Source organism: Phocaeicola sartorii JCM 17136 = DSM 21941, assembly GCF_054653615.1.
This window is the reverse complement of the sequence record NZ_BAAIFW010000005.1, coordinates 3323812-3346099: the sequence shown is the minus strand read 5'-3', so window position 1 is coordinate 3346099 and position 22288 is coordinate 3323812. Positions and strand designations below refer to the sequence as shown.

Sequence of the window (22288 nt, the reverse complement as noted above, 5' to 3'; positions counted from 1 at the left end):
TGCATATCATGAAAAAACAAGTATTATTAATCATTCTTCTGGCACTTCCGTTGTGGTTGAAAGCAGCGGATGTTTCGGTTACCGGTCTACGTACCGAACAGATGGTAGATCCCATGGGGTTGGATACTGCGTCTCCCCGTATGAGCTGGCGGTTGGAGTCTTCTCAAAGAAATGTGATGCAGACCGCTTACCGGATCTTGGTTGCGTCTTCTTCTGAACTTTTGGCACAGGACAAAGGGGATTTGTGGGATTCCGGAAAAGTGGAATCCGATGCGTCCGTATGGATTCCCTATCAAGGGAAGCGTTTGAAAAGCAATCAGCGTGTTTACTGGAAAGTGAGAAGCTATACCAATCGCGGTGAGACAGAATGGAGTGGGCCTGCCCGATGGGGGATGGGACCTTTAGGTGAGATTCATTGGGGAGGACGATGGATAGGTTGGGACGCTGCGTTCGCATGGGATCGGGAAGATTCACACAGCCGTTTGAGCTCTCGTTATTTACGCACGGAATTTAAAACGCAAGCCAAGAAAATAAAGTATGCTACCCTTCATTTGTGTGGTTTGGGCATGTACGAACTGTTCATTAACGGCCAGCGGATAGGTGATCAGGTATTGGCACCGGCTCCAAGTGATTATCGTCGTACTGTGCTTTACAATTCTTTTGATGTCACCAAACAGGTTGCCGGGGGAAACGCCGACAATGCCATCGGAGTGACTCTGGGCAACGGGCGTTTCTACACTATGCGTCAAAATTACAAACCTTATAAGATTCCTACTTTTGGTTACCCCAAGTTACGTCTGAATCTGATTATTGAATATACCGACGGCAGTATCCAGCGTATCAACAGTGATGAGAAATGGCGTTTGACGGCTCAAGGGCCTATACGTAGCAATAATGAATACGATGGTGAGATTTACGATGCCCGTATGGAATTGGGAAACTGGACACAGCCCGGTTATGATGATTCCAAATGGCTGAAAGCGCAACGTGTTTCATTGCCGTATGGCACACTTCGCGGCAATACCGCTCCTAACATGAAAGTGATGAAAACGCTGAAACCGGCTGTCTTCAAGCAATATGGTGACCGTTATATGATTGATTTCGGTCAGAATATGGCAGGATGGGTGCGTATGAACATTGTGAAAGCCGCTGCGGGAGATACGATTTGCATACGTTATGCCGAACGGGTAAAGAACGACGGTACGGAACTGGATGTGGAAAATCTCCGCCATAGCCAGAGTACGGATTATTATATCTGCAACGGTAAAGAAAACAACACTTCCTGGAGTTCTCGTTTTTCTTATCATGGATTCCAATATGCAGAAGTAACAGGTTATAAAAATCTGAAAGCGGAAGATTTGGTTGCTGAAGTAGTCTATGATGACTTGGAAGATAACGGTACTTTCGAATGTTCCAATGATATCATGAACCGGGTTTATCGGAATGCCTGGTGGGGGATTTCCAGTAATTATAAAGGAGTGCCTTTGGATTGTCCGCAGCGTGACGAGCGACAGCCTTGGCTTGGCGACCATGCTATGGGAACGTGGGGGGAAAGTTTCCTATTCAATAATGGAAACACCTATGCCAAATGGGCGGATGATATCCGTGAAGCGCAACGTGAAGATGGTTGTATTCCTGATATTTGTCCGGCTTATTACAATTATTATACATCGGAAATGACGTGGTCATCCACATTTCCGGTAATCTGTGATATGATTTATGAGCAGTTCGGCAATATCGAACCTATTCGTAAGAATTATGCCGCTATCAAGAAATGGATGCACCATATACGCAGCGAATTTACAACGAAGGATGGAGTGATTAACGCTGATAAATACGGTGACTGGTGTATGCCTCCCGAATCACCGGAATTGATTCACAGTCAGGACCCTGCCCGCAAGACGGATGGAGCGCTGATTGCTACAGCCTACTATTATAAGGTATCGCAAATGCTGGCCAAGTTCGCCCGTTTGCAAGGTCTGGAAGATGAGGCGAAGGAATTCGAGAAGGATGCAGCAAAAATCAAGGACTGCTTCAACGCCCGTTTCCTTACGGTTAAGAAGGGAACTTCTCCGGTACAAACGCCGCATGTTCTTTACCCCGACAGCATATTCTATGGTAACAATACTGTGACGGCCAATATCCTGCCGCTGGCTTTCGATATGGTGCCTGAGGCCTATAGGGAAGAAGTGGAAAAAAATGTAATAACAGGTATTATCACCCGGAATAAAGGTCATATCAGCAGTGGGGTGATAGGTATGAACTGGATGATGCGTGAGCTTACCCGTATGGGGCGTGGCGATGTCGCTTTCTTGTTGGCAAGCAACAAGACTTATCCCAGTTATGGCTATATGATAGAAAAGGGAGCTACTGCCATTTGGGAATTGTGGAACGGTGATACCGCCAATCGTTGGATGAACAGTTGTAACCATGTGATGATATTGGGTGATTTATTGACTTGGTATTTCCGTGATTTAGCCGGATTTAATCCGGCACAGCCCGCTTACAAACAAATCATTTTTAAACCGGACTTTTCCATTCAGGAGTTGAGCTATGTCAAAGCTTCGCACAACACTTTATATGGCAAGATGATTAGTAACTGGAAGAAAACCCTTACGCATCTGGAATGGGATATCACGGTTCCCTGTAATACCACTGCATTGGTTTATCTTCCCACTTTGGATGAGAAGGCGGTAAAAGATAAGGAAGTTACTTTTGTACGTCGGGAAGGTAACTCTACCGTATGGCATGTTCCTTCGGGAAATTATCATTTTTCGGTTAGCATGGACCCGTCTTCAGGCAAAAACCGTGCAGGTATCGTGGAAGATCAGTTTCTATACGAACAAGCTTCTTTTCCCGAATGCCATGGCGCTACGATTGTGGAATTGAAGAACGGAGACTTGGTGGCTTCTTTTTTTGGAGGTACCAAAGAGCGCAATCCGGATTGTTGTATTTGGGTATGTCGCAAGCCGAAGGGCGCGACGGAATGGAGTGCACCCTATCTGGCTGCCGACGGGGTATTCAGTTTGAATGATCCGCAGGCTGCTTTAGCAGGTATTACAGTTGAATCTACTCCGGCGGATGCCGGCCCCGTGGCTTCTACGTTTAAAGGGGATAAGTCCCGGGCACGCCGCAAGGCTTGTTGGAATCCCGTGCTTTTCCAAATACCCGGCGGAGATTTAATCCTGTTCTATAAAATAGGATTGAAAGTAGCCGATTGGAGTGGTTGGCTGGTACGTTCTAAAGATGGTGGAAAAACTTGGAGCCAACGTGAACCGTTGCCAAAAGGTTTCTTAGGTCCTATTAAGAATAAGCCGGAGTATGTGGACGGCCGTATCATTTGTCCTTCCAGTACGGAAGGAGACGGAGGCTGGCGCGTTCATTTTGAAATTTCGGATGATAAAGGAAAGACTTGGAAGATGGTAGGTCCTATAGAGGCGGAAATGAGTGTGCCTACTGCCTTGCGTAAGGCAAATGCAGCCAATGTAGACGATCAGGAAGGCGGTGAAGCCATAAAAGGAGAAGGTGAGAAGCCTATTTATGCTATCCAGCCCAGCATTTTGCGTCATAAGGATGGGCGTTTGCAGGTACTTTGCCGTACACGTAATGCACAGATTGCTACTTCATGGAGCAGTGACAACGGTGAAACATGGAGTAAAGTTACCTTGCTTGATGTTCCCAATAATAATTCGGGTACAGATGCTGTGACGATGAAAGATGGCCGTCATGTATTGATTTATAATGATTTCAGTACATTGCCGGGTACTCCGAAAGGGCCGCGTACACCGTTGTGTGTGGCGGTTTCGGATGATGGCATTCACTGGAAGAATGTAATGACGTTGGAAGACAGCCCTATCAGCCAATATTCTTATCCGTCCATCATTCAGGGTAAGGATGGCAAACTGCATGCCGTTTATACCTGGCGTCGTCAGCGTGTGGCTTATAAAGAGTTGGATTTGAGCAAACTGAAATAATATAATTTGTGGATAGAGAGAGGTTACTTGGTAGAAGATACCGAGGAACTTGAAAAGATGGATGTATGATTTTTGAAATCGTGCATCCATTTTTTAGAAGGGGAAGTATCATCAATAAGTGGATACTCCCTCTTCATTTTTGATTAAAAAGACAAACTGTTGTGATGGGAGTGTTTACTGGATGACCAGATTATGTACTAATTCCCAGGCCGGGCTTACAGTGATAACAATATTCTGGTCGTTCAGCAAGTCGATAGGAGCGTCTTCGTCTCCCGGCTGGCCCGGATTACCCGGAGTGCTGCCATCGGTGCTTCCTGTTGCTTTCTTTATACCCAGTGAGTAGAAATGATTAGCCTGTAAGGAGAATACGTTGTTTGTTCCATCCAGCACGGACCATGTTTTTACTACATTGCCATCGGTGTCATAGAGTCCTAATGTGAACTGCACATTGACTACAGGTATCATGAAGGCACCTGCCAATTGTGAGTTGCCAACTTTAATCACACCTTGACCACTCAAGTCATTACCGGTATAAACTCCGTTATTAACTGTCTGTCCGTTCATGTCAATCTCGAAGATCTGATAGGCAGCCGTTTCGGTGCTGATACCGGTTCCGGTGCTCAGATTAACACGTTTGTTGGCATCGGTGGCTGTCAGACGAATGTATCTCACTGTCTTATTGGCACCGACCCCATTGTCCAGTTGTTGCGGAACATTCTTGAAGTATCCCAATACGCCGGCTACTTTGCGGGTCATCGGAATGCTTACACGGCTTCCGTCAGTAATGGTTGCATCGGCAGATCCCGCAAAGATTTCACTTTCACCTCCATTGGCTGTCACCATGGCTTCTACATTGGCATACGAGGTGTTGTCAACAACCAAAGGATTTGGAGTGATGGTATAAGTATCCGAAGCGTCACGTCCTACTGCTAAAAATTTATAAGTTCCTGCTGCCAGATCATCAGAACCGGCTACTTCAAAGCGTTTGAAGGTAGTACCGGCTGTCCAGTCGCTGATGTCGTAAGTCTTCTTGTACAGGAAGTCACCCGATCCGTTACTCAGGAATGCGTGTACTTTTACATTGGTGATGTTCTGCACGGCTTCCTGGCTGTATAGACCACTACGACCACTCATTCCGTTGGTCAGATCATTGACTGCGGAAACTTCGAAGGTTATGCTACCTTTCTGGTTGCCTTCATTAGGAAGAGGGTCGTCATTGTTGGAGCACGAGAATAAGAGTGCGCTCGCCATCATAAGGAAAACAAGTTTTTTCATAAGTTGAAAAGTTTAGTGAATGAATTTATAAAAAGAAAATTAAGATATATCCAGATGGTGGATCAAAGTCCATCTGCCGTCGGCATAGACTGAGATGTCCCATGTGTTATTCTGGTTATTATAGTCTACCCGTACAGCCGTCAGTTCGTTACGGCTTATCGTTATTTTTGTTTCCGGAATGATGAGGGGTAAAACCGCACTTCGGGTTTCGGAGGCATAGAAAGATATATTAACCAAAGTGGAACCGCCTGTAGGAGTAGGTGCCAGCAGTATTTCGTTGATGTTTTTCAGAAGCTGATCTTTATTCACTTCCGTATCTCCCTCAAAAACAAGACGCTCGTCCGAAGTTTGGCTGACATGTTTGATGTTTGCCTGCAAATGAGTGTAGCCTTCTGGAAAATTAGTACACAATACCAATAGCTTTCCTTTGGTCCGCTCCATAGATAAAGCATGGGAACTGGGGCATGAACCAATTTTCAGTAATGCGCTTGCCATGAATATATCTGTATGTTCCTGCCCGTTAGGATGTAAAGTACCGGGAGGAATGCCTGTGACAATATTTCCCCATACCGAAAGATTATAATTACCTTCCGGAATATCCGTTAAATGTAAACTATATGAACTGTTGTCGTCCGTCACATCTGTTAGGGTGGATTTGCGGGTTATCTCGCCAGTGTCTGTATTTCGCAACAGATAATATATGTTGTTGGAAAAGTTACGGAAAGGCAACTGCTCATTAACCGGACTCACTTCAGGGAAACTGCTGACATTGAAATAGTTCTTGTCCTTGATCCCGATGTTGACTGTATGTGAAACCGAACAGTCGTCGTCGTCGATACATGAACTGGGCAATGCCGACAGCATCATGAAGTATGCTATATATAAAATCTTCCTTGCCATTATTCTGTTTGTTCTATAACTTACTTGAGTACTTGATGTGTTAACGTCAGGCGTAAAAATAAGTTCGATGAATACTTCATTTTTTGTAAAATAGATTCTATTAGATGTTTCCTCCTAAATCAATAGGACTGGTGGCTGTACCGATACTATAAAAATGGTTGGCGATAATAGGGAAACGGTAATCGGATTCCTGATCGATAACGCCGGTTCCTTGTCCGGTGGAACTGTCCAGAATATCTCCTTGGGTCAGCTTCACCCGCTTGGAGCTGACTGTGCTTCCGTCCGTTGCCACCACTTCGATCAGTATGGTGTAATTATAGCTGTCTGCAGCTGGCGGAGTGGGAGTGGGTAGCACATATACGCCTTGGGAAACTGTTGTCCCCGTATTGCCCGGAGCAGGAATGGTAAACAGTACCTTGCTGTCCGTATTGGCAGTAGCCGGGCTGGTAATATAATCCTGAAACAAAGGTTTCTGCTGGCGTTTGATGAGGGGTACACTTTTGTTTTGCTGTGTATATAGGGAGACTCGTATGCTGGATACTGTTTTAAGTCCCACGGTGGTGGGTACATGGGTGAACCATCCGGTGATTCCTGCCACACGGCGGTACATATCTATCCGCCCGTTGTTGAGGCTGTACATGGTAGGGGTAATGATGGAGTATCCTGCGAAGAGCTCCGATTTGGAAATAGCTGTCCAACTGGCTCCCGAGGTGAGGGTGGCATTCGCATTTCCCAGTGTGGTAGGCGTGCCGGAAGCCATGATGGCGGCTGGCAGTCCGTATGTGGTTCCCGACTGGTCATCCAACCCTACTGCCAGGAAGGTATAGGGATTTCCTATGATGAAGTTGTTATACTTCACTTTGTATTTCATCTGGGCGTTATTGGTAGGGGGGATGTTGCCGAAATGCTCCACCCATCCTATATTTTCGGAGGCGATGCAGGTGGCATTGTCTCCGGTTCCCTGGAAGATGTATAGTTGTACATATTGTACGTGTTGTGTATTGCCTGTACCGTCCACTGCTGAGCGTGTCTCCGGTTCACCGGCAATATTAAACAGAAGGGAAATTTCTCCTGCCTGTTCGCCCGGAGCAGGTTTTTCAAACAAGTTGTCATCCTTCTGACAGGCTGTAAACATGAAGAGCAGACAGCTTGCTGTCAGAAGGAGAAAGTTCGTTCTATTTATTTTCTTATTCATGATTTGTTAAGGGTTATGCTTTATATTAATGCAGAATTTTTTAATAGCTACCTGTGGACAATCCTTTTGAATATTGCTTCATGTCAATCACACCTGCACCCGTTACGGCTCGTGAAGCGGCACTACGGACAGTGGTTCCCGGTTGCTGGGTAAGCATATCATCCGTATAAATCAGCGTGACTTGGGTGGTGGCACTGCTCAAAGTCACAAAGAATGCCTGCATGGGGGCAATATAAGCATAGCCGTTGGCACTGGTCAGCAATGTACCGTTAGGGTCTATCATCGGATTCTGTGCGTTACCATCGTATATCTTCACTGTCGTAACATTGGTATTCTGAGCCAGGAATTTGGCCACGTCAATATGAGCCATGAACATATTTCCAGCCAGGAAGGTATTGCTGGAGTTCTGGTTGGTCAGTGTGACGCTGAAAGAACTTGGGATGCTTCCGTCTGAATTCTCGTAAATGAATCGTCCGCTGTTGGTACGTGCAATTCCTGTTTCGTTATACACCGAACCACTGCCCGAAGCATTGAAATAGGTAAATTGCGAATGCGTTTTTGGGAAACGGAAAGTAAGCGTGCTCACGTTCAGACTCTCTTTATTGGCCAGCAGGGAGAAGCCTTCACCAGCTTTATAGGCATACGAGAGTGAATTGAACGGGGTCGTCCAGTTGGTGGCATCGGGAGCTACGTTGACATGGGTCAACACGTTGTTCACAAATTTCTTGCCCGGTGCGTTCACATTCCACAAGCGTTGGTAAACGCGCGGACCGAAACGGTTCTCGGGAGAATTGGCTGCATTCAGTTGGGTGAAATAGGGCGCAGTCCCCTGGTTGCCATTCATGGATGCAGGGATGAACATATCACCCGACACCATATTTTTCAGTGGCGCCGAAAGCATGTAATATCTTCCTGGAGACAGTGACAGTTCCACCCATGCCTGGACGTAGGTGAGGTATTGGGTATGCACCACTTCTCCGCCCGGTGCGAAGTGGATATAGTTACAATTATTCGCTTCTGTTGGTTTCAGAGACGGATAACGGACACAGTTACCGGGGATGATTACATTGGTACAGCTCCAGGGAACTCCGTTGTCCCAGTTGGTCCAGGTATTCCAGCCGGTGGTGGCGGCATTGGTCTTCCAAGTGGTTTGCAAGGGGTGTACGGCAGCATGGATTCCGTTCCATATTACCTGTGCGCCATCCAGAATGGAGATGTAATAATCTCCTGGAGGCATTTGAGTGACGGTCATTGTCTGACTGGCAGACAGGGGTACAGTCTTGGTGGTCAGTGCGTTGTTGTTGCCATAGTTGTAACAGTTCAGCGTATAAGTCTTTCCCACTGTACCTCCGGTGACATTGATTACCACATCATAAGTGCCTGTGCCGGCATTGGCGCAGACGTGTTCGGACGCGGCCACGGCATTGGTGATGGAGGTGGTGTTATTGTCTTCCGCACAGTCGGGAATCCCGTTTCCGTCCGAATCCTGACGGGTATAGATTCCGTAAATCTGAGTGGTATTCAGTGCGCTTGCTACCGCGGGGAAGGTAATGCGTACTTCATTATAAGTCGCAGTGGGAGTGGTCTGTATGTAGATGTTTCCGGAGGAACCTGTCACGTCCAGTCCCAGAACAGTTCCACTGGAGGTGCTTCCCACCAGATTTCCATTGTTGTATACATTCAGGATGGTGGCATCCAGCAGATCCAGGTTGGCCAGATAGGTCGGGTTGCTTATAATGAAACCTATCGGGCGGTTGGCATTCAGGGTGTTGAATTTTACGGCTATGGTGGTGGTGCCTATCGCGTTGGTATAGGTTACGGTGGCATAGGTGGACAGGCTTCCGTCTATCATGTTTCCCAGGTTGTTGAATGACCCGCCTACCGAGGCTACGGTATTTATCTTGGTCTTTTCATAATTGATATTTGCCCCGTAGTTGGTGGGGGTGAGCAATTCTATGCAGGCTTCTGTAGCCGCATTGCTGGGACAGGCCGATGCAACGGGTTCCCAGAAAGCATTGTACAGGCGGAATACTCCTAGATTGAGGTTCAATACTCCTGCACTCCATAGTTCTATCTTATTGAATTTTGCAGTGGTATTTACACTGAAACGCACCTTGTTTCCGCTGCTCCCTATCAGTCCGGCAGAGACGGCATTGTTTCCGGTGGTGGTACTTTGGAACACCAGTGTATTGTTATCGTAAAGTCGTATTTGAAATGCTTTCAATGCATTGATCCCCAATAGATTATTGCTGGTCTGCATGGTGAATCCGGTGCGTATGGCGGCTCCGGTGCTGTTGATATAAGTCCCGGTTTGGATACCTACAATAGAGGTGTTGGCAAGCAGGCTGGCTACATTCAGAAAAGCGGCATAGTTGTCGGGGTTGTCATCAACCAGGTTGCCGATGTTCTGTGCCTTGTCATAGATGGTCAGTATGCCTCCCCCTCCGGTGGGTTGGTAAGGAGTGGCATTGTAGGCTGTTCCTATCAAGGCGTTACAGTTTGCCCCGTTCATGCCCGTGGCATTGCGGGTGATGGTGGCAGACTGTGTGGAGGTCACTCCGTCTTTGGTATAGGTTGCGGTAAGGGTATAGTCACCATTCACTGTCATTCCGGTTATTTTATTTCCGGTGACGGTGGGGGTTGCTCCTGCCGGGGCATTGGTAATAGCCCAGGTCACAGTACCCACCGTAGGAGGAGTGAGCTGGTAATAGTTGCTGCTGGTTGTGGCGTTGCCTATGGAGAAATAGCTGGAGATGTTTACTGTGATAGGATCGCGCACAAAAGCATAGTTCACGGTAGTGGAACCAAGCGAAATATTCACTCCGTTATACTTGATGCGTACCTGTGAACAAGGCTTCTTTATAATCATACTGATCTGGCTTCCTTTTCCTGATGCAAGAGCAGAGATACCCAATAGTGAGTTTACAGTTATTTCCTCTTGCTGCACATTATTGCTATCAAAGGTGGTCAGTTGAACTCCTCCGGCGAGATTGATGGATAAAAGATCAACGTTGGAAGTAAAGAAACCTATTTCGGAACCGGCGGATACGGTGGTGCCGAGATTGACAGTAATGTACGGGTTTGATAATAAACCTGCTAATGTCCCAAAGGTGGCTCCGTCTGTCAAGTCGCTGTTTACTAATTTGGCAGCTTGGGTACTGAGGAGGGTGCTTGTCCAGACAGTCTCTAAACCAGTGTTATAGTGTATGGTGGCATTGGGAAAATAAGTGCTCCCTGTAACAGCAGGTTTTATGGGATTATCTCCCACAAAGGCATAATATAAGTTTAAGCTGTTGAGCACCGTTAACGAGATACTCGTCATGCCTATTTGTACTTCGTCGAATGATTTGGTTAAAGTGGTTGATATGGATATAGCTTGCTGTCCCTCGTTGTTTCCTGCGCTCAAAATGTTCAAGGCCAGGGTAGCGGCACTGGTGTTTCCTCCCAAAGTTTCCTGTACTTGTCCGTTTAATAATGTTCTCAGCCAGAAACCTTTCAGTATGTTTGCCTTGAGCAGTGATATGTCAGAAATTTTATAAACAAACCCTGCAACCTGTCCTCCGGCATAGACATGATTGATGTCACGGACGGAGGCTATCTGGTTGCCGATTAAATCAGCAAGGGCAGCTCCGTCGAAAGAAGCGGCATTAGTCAGGTCTGTATCCAGCATATTGCTGATTCCTCCGTTGGCACTCAGCACAGCGATGAGCGAACTGGATATATCGTCAACGATACGTCCTTCTCCTACTAGGGGGACTCGTTGGCTGGCTGTCCAGGTCTTGTCAGCGTTTTGGACAAGGGCGGTTGAACTGGTGATGGCACGTGCTTCAAATTGCAAATCAATCGGAAGAGGTGAGCCCAGATCTTCATCCTGACAGCCAGTGAAGAGTGTCAGGAACGTCAATAGGAATATACAGCAGATTGCTTTCATTTGTTAAATGTTATTTATTTAATCAGAGTTGGGTCTACTAACTTCTAAATTCAACATAAACGAAAGAAAAAGGTTTTAAGAAATTGTCGGAATAATTGGTTGATTCTGTTGAGAGAGTACAAAATATGTCTTTCTGCGTCTTTCCTTTATAGGAAATTAATTTAATAAGAAAAAAGATGAAGAGTATAAGACTCCTGCTTCTATTGGCTTCCGGAGTAACAACGGGAGCCTTTGCCCAATCGGGCGGACTGACGGATATGAGCCAAAGCCGTTTTGCCAAGATGGCTAATACAGAATTAGGTGCTGTGCATTGGACGGATGGCTTTTGGGGCGACCGTTTCAATGTCTATAGCCACACCTCCTTGCAAAGTATGTGGGATACATGGAACAATCCTGATATTTCGCATGGTTTCCGTAACTTTGAAATAGCATCCGGTGTTTGCGAAGGCGAACATTGGGGACCTCCCTTCCACGATGGTGATATGTATAAGTGGATGGAGGGGGTAGCTTCCGTGTATGCCGTTACCAAAGACCCGGAACTGGATAAACTGATGGATCATTTCATAGCCCATGTGGTGAAAGCCCAGCGTGCGGACGGATATATCCATACCCCTGTTATCATAGAGGAAAAGAATAAGGGAATTGACACGCATTCCGAGGCCCATAAACAAACCGTCATAGGTACTGCTGTGGGTAAAGAAGATGAGAAAGGGGCGTTTGCCAACCGCTTGAATTTTGAAACTTACAATCTTGGTCATTTGATGATGGCAGGTATTATTCATCGCCGTGCCACTGGAAAGACTACTTTATTCGATGCTGCCGTAAAAGCGACGGATTTCCTCTGTCATTTCTATGAAACTGCTTCTGCGGAACTGGCAAGAAATGCCATCTGTCCTTCCCATTATATGGGCGTGGTGGAAATGTACCGTGCTACAGGGAATCCCCGTTATTTGGAACTTTCCAAGAATCTGATTGATATCCGTGGTATGGTGGAAAATGGTACCGATGATAATCAGGACCGTATTCCGTTCCGTCAGCAATACAATGCGATGGGACATGCCGTGCGTTCCAATTACCTGTATGCCGGTGTGACCGATGTGTATGCCGAAACAGGAGAAGACCAACTGATGAAAAACCTGACCAGCATCTGGAAAGACATTGTGACCCGCAAGATGTATGTTACAGGAGCGTGCGGTGCACTGTATGACGGCACTTCGCCGGATGGTACCTGCTATGAGCCGGACAGTATTCAGAAAGTACACCAAAGCTATGGCCGTCCTTATCAGTTGCCTAATAGTACGGCGCATAACGAGACCTGTGCCAATATCGGCAATATGCTTTTCAACTGGCGTATGCTGGAAGTGACGGGCGATGCCAAATATGCCGATATTGTGGAAACTGCTCTCTATAACAGTGTGCTGAGTGGTGTCAGTCTGGATGGAAAGAAATATTTCTATACCAACCCGTTGCGCATCAGTGCGGATTTGCCATACACACTTCGCTGGCCTAAAGAACGCACCGAGTATATCAGTTGCTTCTGTTGTCCGCCTAATACGTTGCGTACCGTTTGTCAAGCCCAGAACTATGCTTATACAGTGACTCCGAATGCGGTATATTGCAATTTGTATGGAGCGAATACACTGGCTACAACTTTGAAGGAAGTGGGAAAGATCGGGCTGGTGCAAGAAACGGAGTATCCGTGGGAAGGCGCTGTGAAGCTGACTGTTACCGAAGCTCCGAAACCATCAAAGAAGAAAGCGTTCTCTTTGTTCCTCCGTGTTCCGGATTGGTGTGAGAAAGCAACTTTGAAGGTAAATGGCGAACCGGTGCAAGGAACCTGGAAAGCGAATACATACGCCGAGGTTAGCCGCATCTGGAAGAAAGGGGACTGTGTGGAATGGGTGATGGATATGCCTGTAAAATTGCTGGAAGCAAATCCGTTGGCCGAAGAAATCCGTAACCAAGTAGTGGTGAAACGTGGTCCGTTGGTATATTGTCTGGAAAGTATGGATATAGAAGGCGGGCATAAGATAGATAATGTACTGATACCTGCCGATATCCGGTTGACTCCGAAAAAAATAACCATCGAAGGCAGTCCGATTGTCGCATTGGATGGTACTGCCCGTCTGGTTGATGAGGCATCATGGAAAGATACGTTGTACCGTGAGGTAGGAAAGGCCGACAAACCGGTCAATATCCGTTTGATTCCTTATTATGCATGGGGAAATCGCGGAAAGGCTGAAATGACGGTATGGATGCCTTTGGCACGGACTAATCACTAACCACTTACTCCTAATGATTTACAAATGAAAAAAATATTCATAACCACTACTGCGCTGCTGATAGCTTGTACACTGTCAGCAGCCGATTTGTTCGTATCTCCGGGAGGTAATGACCGGAATCCGGGTACCAAAGACTCTCCGAAAGCCACCCTGACAGCCGCATTGCGTCAGGCAAGGGAACTTCGTCGTCTTAATGATGAAAGTGTAAAAGGTGGCATCACCATCCATTTGGAGGCAGGTGATTACCAGCTGTACGAACCCGTCTTTATCCGTCCCGAAGACAGCGGGACGGAAGCGTCACCTACCGTCATCACTTCGGATGGAAATGCCGTTCTGAATGGTGGGGTGGAAATCAGGAACTGGAAGAAGCAAGGAAAGTTATGGGTGGCCGATGTCCCTATGTTTAACGGACGTCCGCTGGATTTCCGGCAATTGTGGATCAATGGACAAAAGGCAGTTCGTGCAAGGGATGTGGCAGACTTTGAAAAGATGTACCGCATCATCAACAACGATTCCCAAAACGAAATACTGTGGGTACCTGCCGCTGCTGTAAAGAAAATACAGAAAGCCCGGTATGCCGAAATGGTCCTTCATGAAATGTGGTGTGTGGCCAATCTCCGTATCAAGTCGGTCGAAATACAGGGAGACAGTGCCGCCGTGCGTTTCCATCATCCTGAAAGCCGTATCCAGTTCGAGCACCCGTGGCCGCGTCCTATGGTGACCAAGGATGGCCACAACTCGGCTTTCTATCTGACCAATGCCATGGAATTGCTGGATGAACCCGGCGAGTGGTATCATGACATTGAAAGCCGTAAAATATATTATTATCCTCGGAAAGGAGAGAAGATAAGCAAAGCCGTAGTTCCCGGCATCGAGACTTTGGTACGGGTGGAAGGAACGATAGACCGTCCGGTAAAGCACATCCGTTTTGACAATATCGCTTTCCAATATACCACCTGGATGCGTCCCTCTTTGCAAGGTCATGTTCCTCTTCAGGCAGGTATGTACATGACAGACGGATATAAAATCCGTCCTTCCATGATTCGTAAGAACAATCATAAGCTGGATAATCAAGGTTGGTTGGGACGTCCGGCATCGGCAGTCGTAGTCAAGGCAGCCCAGGATATTGATTTCGAGAAGTGCCGTTTCCGGCATTTGGGCTCTACAGGTATTGATTATGAATGGGCCACCGATGGAGGACGTATAAACGGCTGTCTGTTCCGTGATATTGCCGGGAACGGTATTGTAGCGGGCAGCTTCAGTCCTGCCGCTCACGAAACTCATCTTCCATACGATCCTGTCGACCGTCGTGAGGTCTGTACCGGACTGACCATTTCCAACAACTACATCAATGATGTGACCAATGAAGACTGGGGCACCTTGGGCATTTGCGCCGGTTATGTGAGTGATATCAATATCGAACACAATGAAATCAGTGATGTATCCTATTCAGGCATCAGTCTGGGATGGGGATGGACACGTACCGTCAACTGTATGCGTAATAACCGCGTACATGCCAACCTGATTCATCACTATGCCAAGCACATGTATGATGTAGCCGGTATTTATACATTAGGTTCACAACCCCATAGCTGGATTACGGAAAATTGCGTTTCTAACATTTTTTCACCCGGTTATGCACACGATCCCAATCATTGGTTCTATCTTTACACCGATGAAGGATCTTCATTTATCACCGTCAAGGACAACTGGACGGAAGGAGAGAAGTTCCTGAAGAACGCCAACGGTCCGGGCAATACATGGGAAAACAATGGCCCGATGGTGAACGACAGCATCAAGGCAAAAGCCGGACTGCCCAAAGAATATAGTTATTTGAAGGAAAAATAAAATGTAATACCATTATGAAAAACAGATTTGCCACTTTAGTCGGAGCACTTGCATTGAGTGCTACCGCAGCCGCCCAGACCTGGATCTGGTATCCGGGTGATTATGAGATATGGCTGGGCAACCAGATGAACAACCGCCGTACGGAACGCGGTGCTTTTTTCCCTCCCTTCTGGAAAACGGACAGCCATTATGTGGTAGTGGAATTCAGCAAGAAATTGGATCTGGCGGAACCTGAAGAGATCTTCATTGCCGCCGAAGGGAAATACAATGTGAAATTGGACGGCAAACTGCAATTCGGTATGCCCTCCACCTTGAAACTCCCCGCAGGAAAACACAGTCTGAACATCAAGGTGTGGAATCAGTCCACTCCCCCCACTATTTACGTGAAAGGAAAAACCGTAAATACGGACAAGACTTGGAAAGTAACCTACGAGGATAAAGAATGGATAGATGAAAGCGGAAAAGCCAGTGATACTTCTGCCACCATCTACATGGATGCAGGCTGTTGGAACTTCGATGGAGCCACCCAACTTCCGTCCAGATTCTCATTGGTCAGAAAGCCGATGAAAGCCGTTTCCTCCACTCCTCAGAAAGAGGGCGTCCTGTACGACTTCGGAAAAGAAACCTTTGGTTATATCACTCTGAAAGAGGTAAAGGGAAAAGGAACGATCCATATCTATTACGGTGAAAGCCCTGAAGAAGCCTTGGATACGGAATATTGCGAAACATTGGACAAATTGCTGGCAGAGCCGGGGCAAATAACCGATCTGGCCATTCGGAATACACGGAAACTATACGATGAATACACCTTGGACAACAGCAAGGCTTTCCGTTATGTCTATGTCACTTGCGATCCGGGAGTAACCATGCAGGACGTTTCCATGCAATACGAATACCTGCCCGAAGAGTACCGGGGCTCATTCAAATGTAATGACGAAGAGCTGAACCGCATTTGGGAGGTAGGAGCATACACCATGCACCTTACTACCCGTGAATTCTTTATCGACGGCATTAAGCGCGACCGTTGGGTATGGAGCGGCGATGCCATCCAGAGTTATCTGATGAACTACTATCTGTTCTTCGATAATGAAACCGTGAAGCGTACCATCTGGCTGCTTCGTGGAAAAGACCCTGTGACCAGCCACAGCAATACTATTATGGACTACACCTTCTATTGGTTTCTTAGCGTTTACGATTACTATATGTATTCTGGTGACAAAGACTTTGTCACCCAGCTCTATCCGCGTATGCAAAGCATGATGGACTATGTATTAGGACGCACCAATGCCAACGGTATGGTGGAAGGTATGACCGGTGACTGGGTATTCGTAGACTGGGCCGACGGCTATCTGGACAAGAAAGGCGAACTCTCCTTTGAGCAAGTCTTGTTCTGCAAGAGTTTGGAAACCATGGCGCTTTGTGCCGGTCTGGCCGGCAATACGGCAGACAAAACCAAGTATGAGAAACTGGCTTCCGCTTTACGTTCCAAGCTGGAGCCCGCTTTCTGGAATGAGCAGAAACAGGCGATGGTACACAACCGTATTCAGGGAAAGCAAAGTGAGTCCGTTACCCGTTACGCCAATATGTTCTCTGTCTTCTTCAATTATCTGAATGCCGATAAACAGCAGGCCATCAAACACTCCGTATTGCAGAATGACCGTATTTTGAAAATCACCACTCCTTATATGCGTTTCTATGAACTGGAAGCACTGTGCGCCTTGGGCGAACAAGAATCGGTCATGAAAGAAATGAAAGCCTATTGGGGCGGTATGTTGAAAGAAGGAGCTACCAGCTTTTGGGAGAAATACAATCCCGAAGAAACAGGTACCCAGCATCTGGCCATGTACGGACGTCCATACGGCAAGAGCCTCTGCCATGCATGGGGAGCCAGCCCCATCTATTTGTTGGGTAAATACTATCTGGGAGTAAAACCCACCAAACCCGGTTACGAGGAATACTCCGTCACCCCTTGTCTGGGTGGGTTGAAATGGATGGAGGGAACTGTGCCCACTCCATACGGCAATATCCATATCTATATGGATAAGAAAGTGATCCGTATCAAATCCGACGGTGGAAAGGGAGTGCTGAACATTCCAACCCGGAAAGGAATGAAAGCCATGACCATAGAACCCGGAACAGAGCAAGTATTCAAATACTAATGGTATAGATCAAAAAAAGTGATACCTACCTTCACAGGCGGGTATCACCAACACTACTTTGTAAGTTCCCGTTATCCGCTGATAACAGTACTTACCTCTGATCTAACATTAGTTTTTTTATGAGCTTCCCCCCTGTATCACTACATTCGGAAGCGAGGATTTTACATTTTTGAAAAAAGTATTTTCCAAAAGCTTCGCTTTTTCGTCTCTTTTTTCTTTTCTGAATTTAGATAAATATCTTCATATCCCCGTTTGTCATGGATCATTCTGTAAATCATCCCCCATTCGGGCAGTCCTCCCAGATTACGGTCATCAATAAACAAATCCGCCTTCAGTTTTCTGGAGTAATGATCACTTTCCAAGGTTTCTTCGGCATAATTGCTGTTTACGGCATAAAACTCCAATCCACGCTCCCGACAGAAATCCACGGCCTCCTGCAACAAGTTACCTTCCCGTACACTCCACAGAATAAGGCGGTGTCGTTCCTGTTGTAGTTTTTTCAGCGTTTCTATGGCAAAGGGTAGTTCCTTGCCTATTTCGGGATATTTATGCTCCACAATTGTGCCGTCAAAGTCAACTGCTATAATCATAGATTGTTCTTTTCCATTCGTTATTTAGTTCCGCCACCACTGTGTGTGTTTGAACTCTCATTCTTATAGATAATATCAACACCTACATACACTTTGATCTTGATTGTAACCTTCTGACCGCCTTTAATGGAGAAAGTATAACTTTTTTCCACATATTTGGCTTTACAGCAGAAATACAGATTATAGTCACCGCTAATGTTTGTAACCATGGATTGGGGAACAGTATAAATACCGGCAGTACCTTCTTGCGCAGCAATAGTAGAATGGATCTGTGCCAGCATATCGCTTTCTATACCCGATGGAGTGGTAGTTGTTTCCCATCCGGCTTTAACCTCATAGTTAATGGTATAACCATTGATGGCGCTCATGTTTCCGGTGTTGCTTTTACTTTCCTCTTTCAGTACCTCATTGTTCTGGGTCGCTCCCACGGTCTTGTCACTTTTTACTCTTACAGAATATTCACCGTTCAGTTTTTGTCCCTTGCTGATGTTGACCTTATAGCTGTTGCTTGCTTTGTCAAAGGTGGCGTCACCCATCTTGTTCCAGTTATCAGCAGCACGGCCGGCATCTTCTTTTTTGTAGACTTCCACTTCGTCAAAGAAGCTCGTTTCGGAAGCCTTGTTGTTGATAGCCAGTTCCACATCTTTTTCCAGTACGATATCCTTGTCGGCTTTTACGGCGATGTTGGTCATGGCGACAGCTTCCGATTTTGTACCGGCGCTTTCGTTGGCTGTGTTTACAGGCGCTATGTATGGGGTTATGGTGATGGCAGCTTCTTCTGTTACGGCTCCGGCAGGGATAGCGACGGCCGCAGTTGCTTCTTTGCTGTCACCTTCACCTTTCTCTGTCACAGTGATATCCTTTTCAGGATCTACGGTGGCTGCGACTCCTTCCTTGCTCATAGAGACATTCAGCGTAACCATGCTTCTGTTGGTAGCGTTGCCGGCCACCGTGGCGCTGGCATCATTAATTTCCTTATACCCCTCTTTGGCAAAGATCATGGTATAAGTCTTCTTGTCCTTTACGGTTACAGAGTATTGTCCCTGGTCGTCTGTAGTTGCGGTCACTTCTCCTACAGTGACGGTTACTCCGCTTAATGCAGCCTCTTCTGCCACCACTTTACCTGCAATGTAGTATTCCACAGTTCCTTCTACCGGATCTACTACGATTTCCGGTTCTTTGTCGTCATCTCCACAACTTGTGAATACCAGGCCTGCTGCCAATAGTAGCAAACTCATCTTAAAAAACGTACTTGTTTTCATTCTTTCTTGTTTTAAAAATTAGTAATCTGTTTATTTGCTTCCTTTATTAAGAAATAACGTATGTATTCCGGTTGAAAGAAGCGGTTGCTCCGGTTTTCGTCCGGTTTTATCTTGTAGGTTTCCCCCATCTTTTCATTGGTATATTTTCCCCATGTGGTCATGCTGTATTCCAGAGCGAAATAATCCGCCTGCCGGACGCGTACTCCCCGGTTACGGCTCCACCTCTTGCCGGGCAGAGGGATGGCGAAATGGAATCCTCCGTTTATCTCCCCGTCGGTGTACATGCCATACACGCCGATGGCATACTCTCCGAAGTGGCGGGTACAGTCGCCTCTCACTCCATAGTCTCCATATAGGTAACGGGCAGCCTGCACCTCAAATTGCAGGTTGAATCGGGGTTCGTATACCGATGCCTTCAGTGCGGCGTTCATCCGCAGTTTCCGGCTGACATACCATCCCTCGTCATCGGTTAGAACAGACTGTACGGTACCTCCTGCTATGGCTCCCAGTTCCAGTCTGCCATTCGCTGTGCGATATGTTATTTCCGCTTGCCCTCCCATGCGGTTGTTCGTGAAGTTTCCTGCGGTCACCCGTCCCAGAAACCCTTTGCCGAAGTAGAACTCTTGCGACAGGGCGATCACTCCGGGACGTATCTTCTTATACTGTCCGTTCAGGTTGGTCGCTATCGGCAATACCACCTGCGCTGTCAGTTCCGCCCCTTTCCATAAGGCCATCTCTACGGCGGGAGCCAGGTTGACATAATAAGAATAAAGCCGGTCGAAGCTGGAGTTCTCCAGTTTTACTTCCGGATAGACCACGATATCCACTTTCCCGGCCGATGAGTTGAGAGTATGATGAGTCCCTTTCAGTATCTCCATCGCTTCATCGGTGTCATGGCTGATTTCCATCTGCCGGTACACTTCCCCTATGCTCATCCGTTTCTCCTTATATTCGGTTACCACCCTTTCGGACAGTGCGATGCATAGTTGGGGGATACGGTTCTCCAGCACCACCATTTGCAAGTTTCCTTGACTCATCCCTTCCATGGCAGCTATGATGGCCTTACCTATCCCCCGGTAAGTACCTCTATATACATTGTCCTCGAAAGCGATAGTCGTGTTTCCGTTTTCTGTAACCGTTCGTATGTTCTCCATACCCAGTTGCTGTAACCTTTCGGCCACCTGCGCCCGGAGTGAGAGGCTTCCTGCCGAAAGGAGGATTGCTATTAAAAATCTGTTCATTGTCTTAATGTATTAGCGTACATTCATAGCGTATGCCGCCCGATACGCAATTAAAATCGTGGGTAAAGGCATGCATGGACAAATGTTTCCACAATCTGAGTGCCGCCCCCACATTCACTCCGTCCGAGTCATATTCGGCCATCATTTTCAGCTCTTTGCAGAAAGCGGGAGTGTAGCTCACCCCTCCGAATACCCCTTTATATTTATTGCCGAACCATCTGGTATCACTGTTTTTCTTCCCCTCCAGATAGTATCCCAAAGAAGCCGAGAGATAATGCGCTCCTCCCAGGTGGAATCCCTTCGTTATCACTCCGTAGTAAGATTGGAAAGTATTGGCTCCTTTATCCGCTATCGGATCATTGGTTCCCAGTGCCACTCCCGGCAGGTACTTTCCCTCCTTCCACACACACAGGCGGATGGAGTAGGAGCGGTCCTGCTGGTTGTATTTCAGTTTGGAGGACATATAGTCACCTTTCCCCAGTGTTTCTCTGTAGCTCAGTTCCAGGAAGGAAAAGAAGCTGACGCTTACAAAGTAATTGCCCGTATTATAATCGAACCGGGATGGCATCACCTGTTTGGGCAGATAGTTTCCCCCCAGCATCACAGTTCCCGGTTTCTGCCTGTCGGCGGTGGGGATATTCATCATGCCGGTAGTGCCCAGCATATATTGCGCTTGCACATGATGACAAATTCCTGCCATCAGCAAAGTCATGATCAGTAAACGTATTTTCATCCTTTTTTATTTATGGCAGCAGGTCGTATCAGGCTCTCCTCCTCCGCTGGCGGTATTTCGCTCCATGGCAGTCTGGCCTCGATAAACTGCGGGATCTTTGACAGAATTTTGCCTTTCAGTGCCAGGATGGGATTGATCCCGTGGCTCTTGTACATCCTCAGATCCTCCCCCCATTTCTGTTTGCTTTTTCCGGCATCCGTAGAGAGTCCTCCCATTCTCATTTTCACGATGTATTTGTTCAGATAATGCACCTTTAAATCAGCTTCATACAGATAGCGCACCAATAAATCCGAGTCGGCGGCTATTTTATAGCTTTCGTCATAAAGTCCCCATTTGTCCATACATTCTTTCTTAATGTAGACAGTAGGGTGGAGGGGCAGCCATCCTTTTTTCACGTTTGTTTTTTCGTACCGCCCGCTTACCCAGTTCCGTATCATCCAGTTGGTGTCATCGTAATCCACAAAGACTCCGTTGCCATATACCATGTCTGCCTTTTGCTCCTTGAATGTTTTCACAATTTCAGAGATGGTGTGAGATGAGAACAGGAAATCGTCGGAGTGAATCAGACCGATAATATCTCCTGTAGCCGCACGTATTCCTTTGTTGATTGCTTCATACATACCTTTGTCCGGTTCGGAGATGATGGTATCTATCCCGTTTTTATATTCATTGATGACAGCCAGCGAGTTATCTGTCGATGCCCCGTCCACAATGATGTATTCAATGTAGGGATAATCCTGTTCCAGTACACTTTCTATCGCTCCACGAATAGTGGCTTCCCGGTTGTAGCAGGAAGTGATAATTGAAACTTTCATGATGTTTGATTATAATGTTGAAATTTATAGCAATAAAGGATGCTCCGGCACTTAGGAAAAGTTCCGGAAATGCAAATGCACAA

13 protein-coding genes are annotated in these 22288 nt (G+C 46.8%); 4 read left to right on the top strand and 9 right to left on the bottom strand.

All coding sequences use genetic code 11. The features are described 5' to 3' along the window. Nucleotides 1–8: 8 nt before the first annotated feature. Entirely contained in the window at nt 9–3974 is a 3966-nt protein-coding gene (locus tag ACYQ0C_RS14250) for a family 78 glycoside hydrolase catalytic domain (protein ID WP_032941704.1), read from the top strand. A 174-nt stretch (nt 3975–4148) separates the two neighbouring features. On the opposite strand, the gene ACYQ0C_RS14245 is transcribed toward ACYQ0C_RS14250, so the two are convergent. The 4 genes from ACYQ0C_RS14245 to ACYQ0C_RS14230 all read right to left on the bottom strand — a co-directional run bounded on the left by ACYQ0C_RS14245 (nt 4149) and on the right by ACYQ0C_RS14230 (nt 11275). After that, nucleotides 4149–5249 carry a FimB/Mfa2 family fimbrial subunit gene (locus ACYQ0C_RS14245; protein ID WP_016275931.1) on the bottom strand — a complete coding sequence of 367 codons (1101 nt, stop codon included), beginning with the start codon at nt 5247–5249 and terminating at the stop codon, nt 4149–4151. A gap of 39 nt (nt 5250–5288) precedes the next feature. Beyond that, nucleotides 5289–6149 carry a hypothetical protein gene (locus tag ACYQ0C_RS14240; protein ID WP_016275932.1) on the bottom strand — a complete coding sequence of 287 codons (861 nt, stop codon included), beginning with the start codon at nt 6147–6149 and terminating at the stop codon, nt 5289–5291. Nucleotides 6150–6249: 100 nt separating this feature from the next. Further along, complete coding sequence (locus ACYQ0C_RS14235) at nt 6250–7344, bottom strand: hypothetical protein (RefSeq protein WP_016275933.1); 1095 nt, start codon at nt 7342–7344, stop codon at nt 6250–6252. Between the two features lie 40 nt (nt 7345–7384). Then, on the bottom strand, nt 7385–11275 hold the full coding sequence (locus tag ACYQ0C_RS14230; RefSeq protein ID WP_016275934.1) for a hypothetical protein: 3891 nt from the start codon (nt 11273–11275) through the stop codon (nt 7385–7387). 176 nt (nt 11276–11451) lie between these two features. On the opposite strand from ACYQ0C_RS14230, the gene ACYQ0C_RS14225 reads away from it, so the two are divergent. Genes ACYQ0C_RS14225 through ACYQ0C_RS14215 form a run of 3 tightly spaced genes read left to right on the top strand, consistent with a single transcriptional unit; the run spans nt 11452 to nt 17564 of the window. Next, a complete protein-coding gene (locus ACYQ0C_RS14225) occupies nt 11452–13557 on the top strand; it encodes an aceric acid hydrolase (RefSeq protein ID WP_016275935.1) in 2106 nt (701 codons plus the stop codon). A 24-nt stretch (nt 13558–13581) separates the two neighbouring features. Continuing rightward, the gene (locus ACYQ0C_RS14220) at nt 13582–15405 is read left to right on the top strand and encodes a right-handed parallel beta-helix repeat-containing protein (RefSeq protein WP_016275936.1); all 1824 of its coding nucleotides are present in this window, start codon (nt 13582–13584) and stop codon (nt 15403–15405) included. Nucleotides 15406–15419: 14 nt separating this feature from the next. Continuing rightward, the gene (locus ACYQ0C_RS14215) at nt 15420–17564 is read left to right on the top strand and encodes an alpha-L-rhamnosidase-related protein (protein WP_016275937.1); all 2145 of its coding nucleotides are present in this window, start codon (nt 15420–15422) and stop codon (nt 17562–17564) included. Nucleotides 17565–17725: 161 nt separating this feature from the next. On the opposite strand, the gene ACYQ0C_RS14210 is transcribed toward ACYQ0C_RS14215, so the two are convergent. Genes ACYQ0C_RS14210 through ACYQ0C_RS14190 form a run of 5 tightly spaced genes read right to left on the bottom strand, consistent with a single transcriptional unit; the run spans nt 17726 to nt 22205 of the window. Continuing rightward, nucleotides 17726–18154 carry a BT0820 family HAD-type phosphatase gene (locus ACYQ0C_RS14210; protein WP_016275938.1) on the bottom strand — a complete coding sequence of 143 codons (429 nt, stop codon included), beginning with the start codon at nt 18152–18154 and terminating at the stop codon, nt 17726–17728. A gap of 20 nt (nt 18155–18174) precedes the next feature. Beyond that, on the bottom strand, nt 18175–19416 hold the full coding sequence (locus ACYQ0C_RS14205) for a carboxypeptidase-like regulatory domain-containing protein (protein ID WP_016275939.1): 1242 nt from the start codon (nt 19414–19416) through the stop codon (nt 18175–18177). 11 nt (nt 19417–19427) lie between these two features. Then, nucleotides 19428–20657, bottom strand: coding sequence for a YjbH domain-containing protein (locus tag ACYQ0C_RS14200; RefSeq protein WP_016275940.1), 1230 nt, complete (start codon nt 20655–20657; stop codon nt 19428–19430). A 4-nt stretch (nt 20658–20661) separates the two neighbouring features. Further along, the gene (locus ACYQ0C_RS14195) at nt 20662–21390 is read right to left on the bottom strand and encodes a YjbH domain-containing protein (protein ID WP_016275941.1); all 729 of its coding nucleotides are present in this window, start codon (nt 21388–21390) and stop codon (nt 20662–20664) included. After that, nucleotides 21387–22205, bottom strand: a complete 819-nt coding sequence (locus ACYQ0C_RS14190) for a glycosyltransferase family 2 protein (protein ID WP_016275942.1) — start codon at nt 22203–22205, stop codon at nt 21387–21389. The genes ACYQ0C_RS14195 and ACYQ0C_RS14190 overlap by 4 nt, the downstream gene beginning before the upstream one ends. Between the last annotated feature and the right edge of the window lie 83 nt (nt 22206–22288).